General features: G+C 73.2%; 11 protein-coding genes. 4 read left to right on the top strand and 7 right to left on the bottom strand.

Annotated features, from left to right (window positions below; translation table 11 throughout):
• Positions 1-325: 325 nt before the first annotated feature.
• On the bottom strand, positions 326-931 hold the full coding sequence (locus IO36_RS37840; RefSeq protein WP_051901238.1) for a hypothetical protein: 606 nt from the start codon (positions 929-931) through the stop codon (positions 326-328).
• Between the two features lie 363 nt (positions 932-1294).
• Between IO36_RS37840 and IO36_RS37835 the strand changes: the two genes are divergently transcribed.
• The 3 genes from IO36_RS37835 (at position 1295) to IO36_RS37825 (ending at position 4762) form a co-directional block, all read left to right on the top strand.
• Entirely contained in the window at positions 1295-2566 is a 1272-nt protein-coding gene (locus IO36_RS37835) for a LolA family protein (protein ID WP_037627145.1), read from the top strand.
• A gap of 32 nt (positions 2567-2598) precedes the next feature.
• The gene (locus IO36_RS37830; protein WP_037627143.1) at positions 2599-3660 is read left to right on the top strand and encodes an ABC transporter ATP-binding protein; all 1062 of its coding nucleotides are present in this window, start codon (positions 2599-2601) and stop codon (positions 3658-3660) included.
• A gap of 268 nt (positions 3661-3928) precedes the next feature.
• Positions 3929-4762, top strand: a complete 834-nt coding sequence (locus tag IO36_RS37825; protein WP_037627140.1) for an ABC transporter permease — start codon at positions 3929-3931, stop codon at positions 4760-4762.
• A gap of 9 nt (positions 4763-4771) precedes the next feature.
• Here IO36_RS37825 and IO36_RS37820 read toward each other — a convergent pair whose 3' ends face one another.
• Together IO36_RS37820 and IO36_RS37815 are read right to left on the bottom strand one after the other, a co-directional pair.
• Entirely contained in the window at positions 4772-5356 is a 585-nt protein-coding gene (locus tag IO36_RS37820) for a flavodoxin family protein (RefSeq protein WP_037627138.1), read from the bottom strand.
• 525 nt (positions 5357-5881) lie between these two features.
• On the bottom strand, positions 5882-8479 hold the full coding sequence (locus IO36_RS37815; protein ID WP_037627135.1) for a hypothetical protein: 2598 nt from the start codon (positions 8477-8479) through the stop codon (positions 5882-5884).
• A 184-nt stretch (positions 8480-8663) separates the two neighbouring features.
• Here IO36_RS37815 and IO36_RS37810 point away from each other — a divergent pair, with 184 nt between their 5' ends.
• A complete protein-coding gene (locus tag IO36_RS37810) occupies positions 8664-9200 on the top strand; it encodes a hypothetical protein (RefSeq protein WP_051901237.1) in 537 nt (178 codons plus the stop codon).
• A 178-nt stretch (positions 9201-9378) separates the two neighbouring features.
• Here IO36_RS37810 and IO36_RS37805 read toward each other — a convergent pair whose 3' ends face one another.
• The 4 genes from IO36_RS37805 to IO36_RS37790 are packed head-to-tail and all read right to left on the bottom strand — an operon-like array spanning position 9379 to position 13123.
• Entirely contained in the window at positions 9379-10572 is a 1194-nt protein-coding gene (locus tag IO36_RS37805; RefSeq protein WP_037627133.1) for a zeta toxin family protein, read from the bottom strand.
• Positions 10569-10886, bottom strand: coding sequence for a hypothetical protein (locus tag IO36_RS37800; RefSeq protein WP_037627131.1), 318 nt, complete (start codon positions 10884-10886; stop codon positions 10569-10571). The genes IO36_RS37805 and IO36_RS37800 overlap by 4 nt, the downstream gene beginning before the upstream one ends.
• 18 nt (positions 10887-10904) lie before the next feature.
• Positions 10905-11357, bottom strand: a complete 453-nt coding sequence (locus IO36_RS37795; RefSeq protein WP_078943688.1) for a DUF4913 domain-containing protein — start codon at positions 11355-11357, stop codon at positions 10905-10907.
• Positions 11354-13123: a type IV secretory system conjugative DNA transfer family protein gene (locus IO36_RS37790; protein ID WP_037627129.1), complete on the bottom strand. Its 1770-nt coding sequence runs from the start codon at positions 13121-13123 to the stop codon at positions 11354-11356. The genes IO36_RS37795 and IO36_RS37790 overlap by 4 nt, the downstream gene beginning before the upstream one ends.
• Positions 13124-13129: the final 6 nt, after the last annotated feature.

The raw sequence follows: 13129 nt of genomic DNA, 5'->3' as shown, positions 1-13129 counted from the left end.
GGCTGAGAGGCCGTACCCGTGGGGCCCCCGCACCCACCGGACCGGCTGAGAAGCCGTGCTCGCAGGGCGTCGCGCCTGACGGGGACCCCTCGTAAGCCTCCGCCGGAGGTCCCTCGCACAGGTCACCGGCGACGGCCTCCGCCGGAGGTCACTCGCACAGGTCACAGGCGACGGCCTCCGCCGGAGGTCGCTCACAAACGTCTCCGGCCATGGCCTCCGCCGGAGGCCGTGTCCGCGAGGGCCGGAGCCACTCTCAATGGCCCCGGCCGCTTCCCGCTTCCCGCTTCCCCGTCCCCCTGTCACTGCTGGTGGCCGGAACCGGCTGTCAGTAGCCACCCATGCCGCTGCTGGTGGCCGGGGCGGGTGCCGAGGACGTCGAGGCGGGGGTGGTGATCTTCGCTCCGCTGGGCGTGACGGCCCACCACGTTCCGTCCACTCCCTGACCGTAGGGCTCCTTCGGTTCGTCGTCCTTGGAGTACCGGTACAGGGGCCAGCCGGCGAGGGTGATCTGGGTGGTGCCGTCGTTGCGCTTCACCGTGGAGACCAGGCTCTTGTCGATGCCCTTCGTGGTCACCGAGCTCGCCGACGTGGTCGTGGCCGCGGGCCAGAGCGCGGCGCAGGTGCTGTAGCAGGAGACCTTGGTCGGGTTCGCGGAGTCCGTGTCGAAGCGGTACAGGACGAATCCCTTGCCGTCGGTCACGACCGTGCCGAGCTTCGCGACCTTGGCGGTGGTCAGCATCGACGTCGCCGATCCGCCTTTGGCGTTCTGTGTCGAGCCGCCCTGTGCGGAGCCGCTGTTCTGCGGGGTGCTGGTCCCGCTGCCGCTCCCGCTTCCGCTGCTTCCGCCACCGCTTCCGCAGCCGGCGAGCGTGAGCGCCAGGACGGCGGCGCCCATGGCGGCGTATCCCGTGACGTGCTTGATGGCGACCATGGCGATCCCTCGATCCTTCGGTCCCTGGAGTGCTGGACGATCCGATCGCTGCCACCCGTAAGTACGGACGGGAGCCGCCATCTACTCGACCATTCGCCACATTCGCGATATTTACCGTCTTTCACCCACTGTGGGGCGACCCTGAGGCGTGGACAGCGACCCCTACGGGTCCGACGCAGACACCACCCTCCGGCGTCATACCGCAGGACTACGCGGAGTTGAGTCCGCGGGTTGACGCTTTCATCCGGCGTATTTGGTCAGATGGAGAACACCACTCCTCACCGGACCGGGTGAGAATGGCGGCTTAGGGGTGGAGCACGGAACGAGGGCAGGGCCGCCGCCGACGACGGAGGTAAGGCACACATGGCACCGTACGAATCCGACGACAGCACGAGGGCCGCGGAGGCCGACGACAGGCTCGCCGGGCGACGCAAGGCCGCTCGGTACGTCGTTCCGGTCGCGGTGGTGGGGGTGGCGGCGGCGACGATCGGACTCGTCCCGGCGCTCGCCGACTCCGGGGACCCCGATCTGCCGAAGATCACCGCACAGCAACTCATCGAGAAGATCGCCAAGTCGGACGTCCAGCAGCTGTCCGGCACCGTCAAGGTCAGCACCGACCTGGGACTGCCCGACCTGGGCGGCCTGGAGAGCGGCCTGCTGTCCGGCGCGGCCAAGGGGCACGGGGACTCCTCCGCAGACCCGCAGTCCAAGCTCCTCGAACTGGCCTCCGGCACGCACACGCTGCGCGTCGCGGCCGACGGCCCGGACCGCGGCAAGGTCTCCCTGCTGGACGACGCCGCCGAGTACAGCGTCATCCACAACGGCAAGGACGTGTGGGGGTACGACAGCAAGTCCAACGAGGTCTTCCACTCGACGTCCGCCGCGTCCGGACACGCCGATGAGGGCAAGGGCAAGACGCCCCGGGACGTCCCGGCCACGCCCAAGGACTTCGCCGACGAGGCCCTCAAGTCCGTGGACGACACGACCTCCGTCACCGTTGACGGCACCGCGCACGTCGCGGGCCGCGACGCCTACAAGCTGGTGATCAAGCCCCGGCAGTCCGGCACCACGGTCGGTGCGATCAGCATCGCGGTGGACGCGAAGACGGGGCTCCCGCTGAAGTTCACGCTGACCCCGTCGAGCGGCGGCGCGGCCGTCGTGGACGCGGGCTTCACCCAGGTCGACTTCTCCCGGCCGGCCGCGTCGACGTTCTCCTTCACCCCGCCGAAGGGCGCGAAGGTCACCGAGGGCGACGACCTGAAGGGCGCCGACGGCGACACCTTCAAGGGCCCGAAGGGCGCCGACCCGAAGCACCTGGAGAAGCAGTGGCCGAAGGGCCACGAGGGCGCGTCCGGCGAGGCCGGCGGTCCGAAGACGATCGGCAAGGGCTGGAACTCGATCATCGTGCTCGACACGGGCGGCAAGGGCATGCCGACCGGCGGTTCGGGTTCGACCGGCAACGGCGACGTCGACGGATTCCTGAACTCCCTCGGCGACCACGTCAAGGGCAAGTTCGGCTCGGGCACGGTCTTCTCGACCCGCCTGGTCAACGCCCTGATCACCGATGACGGCAAGGTGTACGCCGGTGCCGTGACCAAGGCCGCGCTGGTGAAGGCCGCGAACGCGGCGAAGTAGGCGCGGCCCGGAGAACCGAACCGAGGGAGCCCATGGAGGAGCTGTCCGCCGACGAGCCCGATCCGGCGCAGGATGCGGGCGTCCCCGTCCCCACAGGACGGACGGGAGGCGCCCGCACGGAGCCGGCCCGGGCGCCGGGAAGCGCGTCCGCCGCGTCCGCCGAGGATGCGGTGATCGCCACCCGTGCGCTGACCAAGCGCTACCGCGGCGGACAGCTCGCCGTGGACGGTCTGGACCTCACCGTCCCGGCGGGCAGCGTCTTCGGCTTCCTCGGACCGAACGGCTCGGGCAAGACCACCACCATCCGGATGCTGATGGGCCTGATCGAGCCGACCTCGGGCACGGCGAGCGTGCTCGGCCGGCCCATGCCGCGGTCCGCGCGCACGGTGCTCCCGCACGTCGGGGCGCTGATCGAGGGCCCCGCCCTGTACGGCTTCCTGTCCGGGCGGGACAACCTCCTGCGGTACGACGCCGCCGACCCGACCGCCGACCCCCGCACCCGGCGGACCCGCGTCGAGACGGCCCTGGAGCGGGTCGGACTGTCGGCGGCGGCGGGAAAGAAGGCGAGGGCGTACTCCCTGGGCATGAAACAGCGGCTCGGGCTCGCGGCCGCGCTGCTGCAGCCCCGCCGGCTGCTCGTCCTGGACGAGCCGACCAACGGTCTCGATCCCCAGGGCATGCGGGAGATCCGCTCGCTGGTCAGGGAGCTGGCCTCGGACGGCACGACCGTCTTCCTCTCCTCACACCTGCTCGACGAGATCGAGCAGGTCTGCACCCACGCGGCCGTGATGGCCCAGGGGCGGCTCGTCGTCCAGGGCCCGGTGGCCGACCTCGCGGCCGGTGCGCGGGGCCGGCTGGTGGTGAACACCCCGGACACCGGGGACGCGGCCCGGATCCTCAAGGAGCAGGGCGTCACCGATCTCGTCGTGACGGACACGGGAGTGAGCGCGGAGGCTCCCGAGCGTGAACTCGCCGAACTGAACACGGCGTTGGTCATGGCGGGCGTCCGCGTCCGCGGCTTCGGGGTCGAACGGGCCTCACTGGAGGACGCGTTCGTGGCGCTGACCGGGGAGGGTTTCGATGTCGCGGGCTGAAGGACGGCCGAACCAGTACGCACAACCGGCTCCGGAGCCGAAGCAGGCCCCGGCGCTGGATCCGTCGCCGGCCCCCAAGCCGGAACCGGAACCACCCACGGGACGGGAGCCGCACCCGGCATCGGTCACCGGACGGGACCCGCACCCGGCAGATCCGCCGACACTCCACCGCGCCCCCGTCCCTGTCCCCGTCTCCGCCCCTGTCCCTGCCCCCGTCCCTGTCCCCGTCTCCGCCCCCGTCCCTGCCCCCGTCCGGGTCCCGAGCCCGATGTGGACCCTAGGCCTCTTCCGCGACGAACTCGTCACCACGTTCCGGCGCTGGCGCACGATCGCGCTGCTCGGCGTGCTCGCGGCCGTGCCGATCCTCATCGGCGTGGCCGTCAAGGTCGAGACGAGCGGCGGTTCGAGCGCGGGCGGCGGCGGGGGCGAGGGCCCCGCGTTCATCGCGCAGATCACCAACAACGGCCTGTTCCTGGTGTTCACAGGGCTGGCCGCGACCCTCCCCTTCTTCCTGCCGATGGCGATCGGCGTCATCGCGGGCGACGCGATCGCCGGCGAGGCCAACGCCGGAACCCTGCGCTATCTGCTGGTCGCTCCTGCGGGCCGGACCCGGCTGCTGCTCACGAAGTACGCGACGACCATGACGTTCTGCCTGGTGGCGACCCTGGTGGTGGCGGTCTCGGCGTTCGCCGTGGGCGCCCTGCTGTTCCCGCTGGGCGAGCTGACGACCATCTCCGGGACGCGGATCACGTTCGCCGAGGGGCTCGGCCGGGCGCTGCTCATCGCGCTGGTCGTCGCCGCGTCCCTGACCGGGGTGGCCGCGCTCGGCCTGTTCGTCTCCACACTCACCAACAGCGGCATCGCGGCCATGGCGACGACGGTCGGCCTCCTGATCACGGTCCAGATCCTCGACCAGATCCCGCAGTTGCACGCACTCCAGCCGTACTTCTTCTCCCACTACTGGCTGTCCTTCGCCGACCTCATGCGCGACCCGGTCTACTGGGACGAACTGGTCCGCAACCTAGAACTCCAAGCCCTTTATGCCGCCGTGTTCGGGACGGCCGCGTGGGCGCGGTTCACGACGAAGGACATCACCGCCTGAGCGGGGGCGTCAGCGCTCGTACGGGAAGCGGGCGAGCGGTGCCTCCTGGGCGAAGAAGGTCTTCGCGCGTGTCAGCGCCTCGGTGTCGTTCAGCACGTCGCCGCGCTTGCTGCCGTTGCCGAGGAGGACTCCGCCGAAGCGCATGCCCATGTACGCCGCGGTGTGGTTCAGGGTGCCGATGAGCGGGTCGGCGACCTCGGGCTGCTCGTGTGCGAGCGCGGTGACGCCCCAGAGCGTGCGGCCGGCCAGGGTGGCCTTGAAGTCGACACCGGGGGTGCGGAGCCAGCCCGACCAGTAGTCCAGGTAGCGCTTGGTCAGTCCGGACACCGAGTACCAGTACAGCGGTGAGGCGATCACGATGTCGGTGGCGGCGAGGGTGGCGTCCAGCAGGAGGGCCTCCGTGCCGGAGGCGGGCGGGCGGACGTGGTCGGCGTCGCGGCGGAGGTCGGTGAAGTCCGGGAGGGCGTGGTCTGCCAGGGGCAGCCAGTGCTGGTGGGTGTCCGGGGGGAGTTGTTCGGCGGCCCTGCGGGCCAGGGTCTCGGTGTTGCCGGACTCGCGGCTGCTGCCGAGCACGAACAGGAATCGGCGGTTCATGGTCTTCCCCAGGGGTGCGGCGTCCTCTACAACTTGCACAAACAATATATGCACACGCATCTACCGACCTCAACCCCGGACCCCCTCCCCCTCACCCCGGACCCTTCTGCGCTCACCCCGTCGCCCCAACAGCCTTTTCTCGCCCCCTCCGCCCCTACCCGACCCGTAACCAGGGGCTCCGCCCCCGGACCCCCGCTCCTCAAACGCCGGAGGGGCTGAAGGGTCCCCCCCCCGCACCTGAAAGGTGAACCGGGAGGAAGGCCACCCCTGGGGCTCCGCCCCGGACCCCGCTCCTCAAGCGCCGGAGGGGCTGAACTTTCCCCGGCCGGGGCCGGCAGGTTGCCGGGGTCGGGGCTGGGGCGTTGGCGGGGCGGAAATGGTCAGGCGCCACCGGGCACCCGCAGGTGAGGGGACGTGCCGGTACATCGATGCCCGTCGCCACTAACGTCCACATCCCTGTCCAACGGCGACGGGCTGATGCACCGGCACGGCCCCGACCCACCCACCGGGCCGGGCCCGTCCGCTCTAGCGCGTCGGTCGAGGCGGGCGCGGCGTCCGGGGGACCGGGCCCGTCGCACCTCCGCCGGGAAGGGCGCCCGGCGTGGCTCCTCCCGGGGCCGCCGAACGCCGGCCCGACTGGAGACGGGCCGCGTTCGCAACAGGGTTGCCGGGACCGGCCGGGCCGCCGGGGGCTGTTGCTCCGGCCACCGCAGGGCGCCCCCAGCTCTCCGGAACGGAAGCATGCCGCTCCACCGTCCCCCGCCCCCGAGCCTCCGCAAGCCGAGCCGCCTGCTCCGCCACCGGAGCGAACCCCGGCGCCGCATTGCCGCTCTGCGACGGCACCTGCCGCACAGCCATCGCCGTCAGCGCGGCCTGCGTGTCCCGCGGGAACACATCCCGCGGCAGCAACTGCGACGCCGCACCGGTCACCTCGACCCGATGCTGCCGACCCCCCGCCTCGAAGGTGACCCCGTACCCCAGGTACTGCCGGTCCCGGTCGAACATCAGGTCCCCCCGCACCTGCCCACCCCCGGCCCGCGTCCCCTCACTCAACCCCCGGAGGGCCTCCGGCATCGGCGCGGTCCTCCCGAGGCTCGCCACATAAGCGTCCGCCTCCACCCGCCCCTCCCGGAACCGCGGCCTCCCATCGGCCCCGAGGGACATCTGCACGGCACCGACCCGGTTGTCGGGGTGGATGTCGATGGTGAGCCGCCCGTCACCCCCGTACTCGCTGACGAACCGCTCGCGCAGCGCCGTGAACTGCACCTGGTTCTCCAGCGCCGGAGGCAGGTTCGGCCCGTAGATGGTGACGCGGGCCTCGGGGTCGGCCTCCAGGATGAGCTCGGCGTTGGCCACCCCGGTGCCGCCGGCCCCCGCGACGAGCCAGGTCTTCGGCGCCCCCTCCGCCGCAGCGGCGCGCGCGTCGAAGCGCCCCTCGGCGATCTCGTCGCCGATGAAGACGCGGCCGGGCGCGTCGGCCCGGGCCCGCTCCCACTGGGCGGTGGCGTCCAGCGTCTGGAGGGCGGCCCGCGCCCCGCCGTCCGCGCGGAGCCCGTCCAGCACACCTTCCTCCCGCAGGGTCTGGAGCGCCCGCTCCGCGCTGACCTCCCCGGCCAGCCGGGCGTGCGCCGGCGATCCGGCGGGCAACTGTCCGCGGACGGCGTCGAGGGCCTCCGGTACGTCCACCGCGTCCCGCCGGTCGACGCCCGGGACCATCTCCGGCGGCAGCCCGGTGGCCACGGTCGGCGTGCCCTCGACCTTGACGTAGAGGTCGGGGGAGCCGTCGCCGGGCCGGATGTGGGCGTAGAGGTGGCCGTCCTGGCCCGGGACGAGGGCGGCGGTCCCGTCGACGACCGGTCCGCGTACGGCGAGCTGGTCCTCCCACAGGCGTACCGCGTCGCGCGGGACCCGAGAGGTCGGGTCGGCGAACTGGTGGGCGTCGCCCATGCCGCTGGCCCGCATGTCCCTCGTCTGGTCGGGGGACTGGACGATGCCCTGGCCGGGGTCGAGGTGCCAGCGGCCGCGGGCGTCGACGAGCAGCGCCTCGGGGTCGCGTCCGACGAGGCTGGCGCCGCCGCCGACGACGACCTGGCGGGTGGGCCACTCGCCGGTGGCGGCGATCTCCGCGCGCAGCTGGTCGAGGGTGGCGGCACCGGTCCGGGTGCGCTGGTCGGCGGCCTGGGCGGCCGCCGCGGCGAGCTCCTCGCGCGGGAGGGGGGACCCGTCGGGCCGGAGTCCGGGCAGGACCTGGGCGGTGCGCACGGACTCCCCGAGGGGGCGGGCGTGTTCGGCCCGCGACCGGAACTCCCGCAGCTCGACGGCATCGGCGGCGCTCAATTGCTCGACGGGAACGGCCAGTTCACGCAGGGCGCCGGCCGCGGCGGGGGACAGGTGCGGGTCGATGATGTCGCGGCGGATGTCGGCGGCCTGGAGCTCCGGCGCGTGACGGTCGGAGTCGGCCGGGGCCTGCGGGCGCAGCCCCAGGTGATCGACCAGGGCGGACAACTCGCCGCGCGACTCGGCGCGTTGGGTCGCGTCGAGGGTGGCGTCGTTCATGCGGCCGGCCAGATGGTTCAGCTCGCCGACCCGGCCGAGGTCCTCCTCGGTGAGGCTCAGACGCCGCTCCGTACCGCCCAGCCCGCCGCGGGTCAGCAGGTCGACGCGGTTCGGGGCGATGCCCACGACCTCGGGGTCGCCGGCGGCGGCCCGGGTGGCCCGGTCGCGCACGCCGATCAGTTCGCCGAGCTCGTGGCTCAGCGCGCGGCCCACCTGGCGCGGGTCCATCCGGTCGGAGAGCTGGACGACGTGCTGGTCGGAGGTGGTGTTGACGTGGGTCCGGGCGACGGTGCCGGAGGGCAGCGGTACGGCGTCGAGGCGGAGCGTGAGGTCCCGGCCCCGGTCGTCGGTGAGTGCGAAGAAGCGGTCGCCGGCGGCGCCGGACCGCAGCTCGACGGAGGTCAGCCGCTGCCCGTAGAGGCTCTGCACGACCATCGGCAGGGTGCTCTCCGCCTGAGCGACGACGGCCGCCTGGCGTCCGGGGTCGGGCGCGGGGCCGGTGCCGGAGACGAAGCGGCTGCCCGCGACGTCGGTCGCGGTGATGACAACGGGCTCACCCGGAGCCATCCCCGAACTCCCGCCAGGGCCAACCGAGTTGCTCCCCGAACGATCGGCCTGGCTGTCCCGCCGGACATCGGGACCCCGCCGGTCGTCCGTCCGGTCGGACCGGCCGGCGTCGGAGCGGTCGAGCGGTTCCTGGTCCACTGGCACTTTCCCCCTTGAACGGCCTCGTGGCACGTAAGATCTTGGCATGCTGATCGCCCGTTCGACGCAGGAAGCACACCTCTACATGGACCTGCACGCGTGCGCGTGCGGGGCGGAGGGCTTCGAGCGCGAGCACCGTCTCGACGAGCGTGACGGTGTCCTGGTCGCGGTGTACGAGGGCGTCTGCCCCCAGTGCGGCCGCGCCCGCTCCTTCACGTTCCGGCTCACCGACGAACTCCCGCCCGCGCCACCGGCGTTCGGCGGGCCCGGGCCGTCGAGGATCATCGACCCCGGGGAGTTCCTGTGGGTCAGTGACCAGGTCGCCACGGACACGGGGCTGCGGTTGCTGCACACCCCGCCCGCCGAGCGGCACGAGCAGCGCGAGGGCTCGGCGTTCGCGCTCGCGGCGGTCGAGGAGGTCCTCAAGTTCGTTCCGCCGGGCCTCGATCGGGTTCCCGGGGAGCTGTTCACCTCGGAGCGCGGACGGGAGCTCTTCGAGAAGAGCCCGCACCGGTTCGAGCGGGCCGCGCTCCTCGAGAACATCGCCCGCAAGCGCCGCATCCTGGACAGCATCGACACCTAGCCGCCCCCGCTCCCACCGCCCCCAGGGCGGACAACGTCGCGAAGCCCGACCCACCCCGCACCCCCGACCCACCCCACACCCCCGACCCACCCCACGCCCCCGATACGCCCCGCGCACCCGGTACTCACCACACCACCGGCGCACCCCGCACCCCCGAAACCCACCACACCCCCACCCCTCACGGCGCCCGAGGCGGCCGAGGCGCCGGCCTCGACCCCACAGCGGCGCCCGGCGAAGCAGGCCCGGTCGCCCCCGGCCCCCGACCGGCCGCCGCCGCAGGGGCGGCGCTCCCCGTGCCGGACCGCAGCCGTGCCGCGGTGGACACCCGGATCGTGGCATCCCCCTGCACATGGGCAGGCGAAGCCCCGAGCCCGGAGCCCGGTGCCGCACCCGCACCCGAGGCCGGTGCCGTACCCGGTGCCGCACCCGACGCCAGGCCCGCCCCCGACGCCAGGCCCGCCCCCGGAGCCCGCCCAGCCGGGAACGCCCCCCGCTCCGAAGTGATCAGCGCGGTCGCCAGACCCCCCTCGACCAGCTTCTCCGCGTTCTCGCGGCCGACGGAGAACCCGCGCCCCGAGGTGCTCCGCGCGTACAGGTCCTCGATCATGACCTCGGGGGCCATGCGTCCGCCGTACCGGTCACGGCCCGCGTCGAACTTGACGCGCCCGTCTTGCCAGCGTGCCGCGTTCTGGGCGAGGCACTGCTCGACGGGCACCTCGACCGAGAGCAGGACGCGCCGGTCGTAGCCGTCGGCGCGCAGGTCGCCGAGGAGCTTCTCGTTCCACTTCTGGTCGCGCAGGGTGGCGTCGTACAGCAGGTTGTAGCCCTGGGCCCGCGCCCACTGCTCGAAGACGTCCTGGAGGAAGGCCGACTCGCGGTGGGTGAGCGAGGCCGTCTCGGACGGAGCGACCGGCCGCCCGTCGGACAACTCGCGTGCATGGGAGGGCAGATGAGGCGAACCGCCGTGTTCGAAGATCGCGACCTTGAACTGGTCGGGGTCCAGGACCACGTAGTCGCGTACGTCGATGCCGTGCGCCCGCGTCAGGGCCCGCCCCAGTTCGTCGTCGCGCCCCTGCCAGTCGCCGAGGCCGCGCAGCGCGCCGCCCTTCCCGGCGCCGGGCGCCCCGGCGGTGAGCAGGGCGGCGTGCCCGTCGCGCGGCAGGTGCGCGCAGCGTGCCGTGAACTCCTCCAGGATCGCGGAGTGCATCCGTTCGCGGTCCGGCGTCCACAGCGCGCCGCGCCGGAACTGTCCGAAGGTGTCGGTGCCGCCCGGTGCGAGGTCGCCGCCGGGGGACATCCGGGTCTGCAACTCCCGGTACAGCGCGCGGTATTCGGGTCTGAGCCCCGCTTCCGGCCTCTCGCCCGTGGTCATGGCCGCCGCGCCGCCCCGTCCGCCGGGCCGTCCGGCCCGCCGTCGATCCTGCGCTGGATCTCCTCCACGTCCTCGCGGGTCACCTGCCCGAGCAGCCGGGCCGCGGCGAGGACGGAGAGGGTGTTGTCCTGGTGGGTCGGCTCGGGGTGGCCCTCGTCCATGCCCTCCTCGGCCTCGAAGGGCCAGGCGGCGACGGTGGCGATCATCTGCTCGCGGTCCACGAAGCCGGCCGCGTAGAGGCCGAGGAAGGCACGCAGGGAGGGAGTCTGACCGGGGCCGGTGCCGGGCTCGCCGGGTGCGGGGGTGTCGTTCATGGGCGGAGTGTTCCTCCTCTACCAGAGACTGGTCTCGTACGGATCCGGGTCGGGCCGTGGCCGGGACACGGCGACCGCGTCCTCGTACGACTCGGCCGCGGGGGGCGTCTTCGGCCGGTGGCTGCCGCTCTTGCAGCCCGCGAACGGGCCGCTGGGGGAGCGTAGTTCGGACAGTACGGCGCCGAGGTGGTCCCGGTGCCAGACGGCGGGGCCGGACGCGCCGGCCGCGGGGTCGGTGTACTCCTGCCAGGCCAGCCACAGCCCGTGCAGCCGGGCGACCGCCTCCGGGTGTTCCCACCAGCGGGGGCACCAGGGCTGTTGCGAGGTGACCTCGCGGCCGTAGACGGGAAGGAGGAGGTCGGCGACCCAGACGGCCAGCCGGCTCATCTCCCCGGCGTACTCGGGGCCGTCGAGGAAGAGGATGAACGGCGGTGCGTCGGGCGGCTGTTGCATGGTCGCGTCGGTCGTCATCGGGTGGTGATCCTCTCGGTCGCGCGGGCCGTGATGGCCTTCACCTCGGCCTGGGCCGCCGTCGCGATGCGGTCGGCGCCCGGTTCGGCGTACCAGGGCCGCAGCCGGACCAGGGCGGGCCTGATGCCGGTGGCCAGGAGCAGGGCGGTGCCCTTGGGCAGCGCGCGGATGCGGTCGGCGGGCAGGATGCGTTCCAGCCGGTACGAGGTCGACCGGGAGCGTCCGTCCTTGCTGCGCGACCAGCTGACGGTCGACACGTCGTGCTCGCCGACGAGGCGGGAGACCTTCTCGACGAAGTCGGCGTCGTCCAGTCCCGCGCCGAGCAGTTTGATGGTCGCGGCCGACCAGAGGGCGTCCATGCCCGCCTCGCCCCAGACCCGGGCGCCCTGCCGGTAACTCTGGAGCAGGGTCACGATGTTGATGCCGCGGGAGCCGAAGTGCGAGTACAGGTCCGGGAGATCGGAGATGCGGCAGACGTTCGCCGCCTCGTCCAGGACCGCGGTCATCGGCGGTTCCAGGCGCCCGCCCATGCGTTCCGCGGCGACGACGCCCGCGCGCAGCACGGAGTCCGCGGCGGCGGCGACGACACCGGCCGCCGATCCGCCGCCGTCCTTGGACAGCAGGTAGAGCGTGTCGTGGGACAGGACGTGCCGGTCGGGGAAGAACTGGGGCAGTGACGGGTCCGGGGTCACCCAGGCCGCGATCGCCGGGTCGAGGAGACAGGCCACGCACTGGCGGCTGGTCTCGTAGATGCCGTCCCGGGTCTCCACCGCGCCCTGCACGGTTCCTTGCAGCTGGTCCGCGAGGGCCGTCATCCCGGCATCGCGCAGCAGGTCGACGGGGGTGCGGTCGGCCGGGTCGGCCAGCCAGGCGAGGACCTCGCCGATCGGCCGGCCGCCGCGCTGGGCCGCGTGGAAGAGGGCGGTGAGGGTGTTCTGGGCGGCCGAGATCCAGAAGTCGCGGCGGGAGGCGTCGTCGTTGACGGCGCCGACGAAGTGCCCGGCCAGCCGGCGGGCACCCTCGATCGTGGCCGCCTCGGCGAGCATGTCCCACCACAGGCCGCGCGGGCTGTGGGCGATGCCCTGGGGGTCGAACGTCCAGACCCGGCCCACCCGTTCGCGTTCCGCCCGGGTCACGCTGTACACGTCCGCCTTGTTCGACGTCAGCAGGACGCTGCCGCGGGCGCGCAGGACGCGCGGGACCGCGATGCCGGTTGACTTGCCCGCGCGGGGCGCCATCAGGTCGAGTTCGACGTCCTCGTAGCTGGAGCGCAGTTCGGGGCCGCGGGGTTCCAGGTTGCCGAGCAGGTTCCCGGTGTCGTCCGGGGTGACCTTCCCCAGCTTCGCCAGGCCCGGCCGCAGTTCGCGGGCCCGTCGTGCGGCGCCCTTGGGCAGCAGGCCGGCCAGTTCCTTGCGTCCGGCGAGACCGGTGGGGGCGGTCAGCCGGCGTCGTACGAGCGCGATCAGGACGGTGATCACCGCCACGACGGCCCCGAAGACCGTGGCCATGCCCGCGGCGAGCGCGGTGGGTGAGGCCGTCGGCCACAGCGGGCCGGGGCCGTCCTTGACCAGGGTCGAGAGGGTGGACAGCGCGAAGGGTGGCGGGTGCCAGCCGGCTCCGCTCACCGCCGCGCCCAGGGTTCCGCCCAGCCATGCCCCGAGGAACACCGTGCCGATGAGGAACGCGGCCCCCGGCACGATCCAGGGGAGGAGGTCCTCCCCGGCTCCGGGTCCGGCCCCGGGTCCCGTCCTGCGTGTGCTGCTCATCTCTGC

It is taken from the genome of Streptomyces aureus (genome assembly GCF_000725495.1).
GTDB lineage: Bacteria > Actinomycetota > Actinomycetes > Streptomycetales > Streptomycetaceae > Streptomyces > Streptomyces aureus_B.
The sequence above is the reverse complement of the archived record's forward strand: the minus strand, read 5'-3'. Positions and strand labels throughout refer to the sequence as shown.

Bases quoted from the DNA above. Each gene is read 5' to 3' on its own strand.
- IO36_RS37840 (WP_051901238.1), bottom strand. From the start codon at position 931: ATGGTCGCCATCAAGCACGTCACGGGATACGCCGCCATGGGCGCCGCC.
- IO36_RS37815 (WP_037627135.1), bottom strand. From the start codon at position 8,479: ATGGCTCCGGGTGAGCCCGTTGTCATCACCGCGACCGACGTCGCGGGC.
- IO36_RS37795 (WP_078943688.1), bottom strand. From the start codon at position 11,357: ATGACGACCGACGCGACCATGCAACAGCCGCCCGACGCACCGCCGTTC.
- IO36_RS37790 (WP_037627129.1), bottom strand. From the start codon at position 13,123: ATGAGCAGCACACGCAGGACGGGACCCGGGGCCGGACCCGGAGCCGGG.
- IO36_RS37800 (WP_037627131.1), bottom strand. From the start codon at position 10,886: ATGAACGACACCCCCGCACCCGGCGAGCCCGGCACCGGCCCCGGTCAG.
- IO36_RS37810 (WP_051901237.1), top strand. From the start codon at position 8,664: ATGCTGATCGCCCGTTCGACGCAGGAAGCACACCTCTACATGGACCTG.
- IO36_RS37830 (WP_037627143.1), top strand. From the start codon at position 2,599: ATGGAGGAGCTGTCCGCCGACGAGCCCGATCCGGCGCAGGATGCGGGC.
- IO36_RS37805 (WP_037627133.1), bottom strand. From the start codon at position 10,572: ATGACCACGGGCGAGAGGCCGGAAGCGGGGCTCAGACCCGAATACCGC.
- IO36_RS37820 (WP_037627138.1), bottom strand. From the start codon at position 5,356: ATGAACCGCCGATTCCTGTTCGTGCTCGGCAGCAGCCGCGAGTCCGGC.
- IO36_RS37835 (WP_037627145.1), top strand. From the start codon at position 1,295: ATGGCACCGTACGAATCCGACGACAGCACGAGGGCCGCGGAGGCCGAC.
- IO36_RS37825 (WP_037627140.1), top strand. From the start codon at position 3,929: ATGTGGACCCTAGGCCTCTTCCGCGACGAACTCGTCACCACGTTCCGG.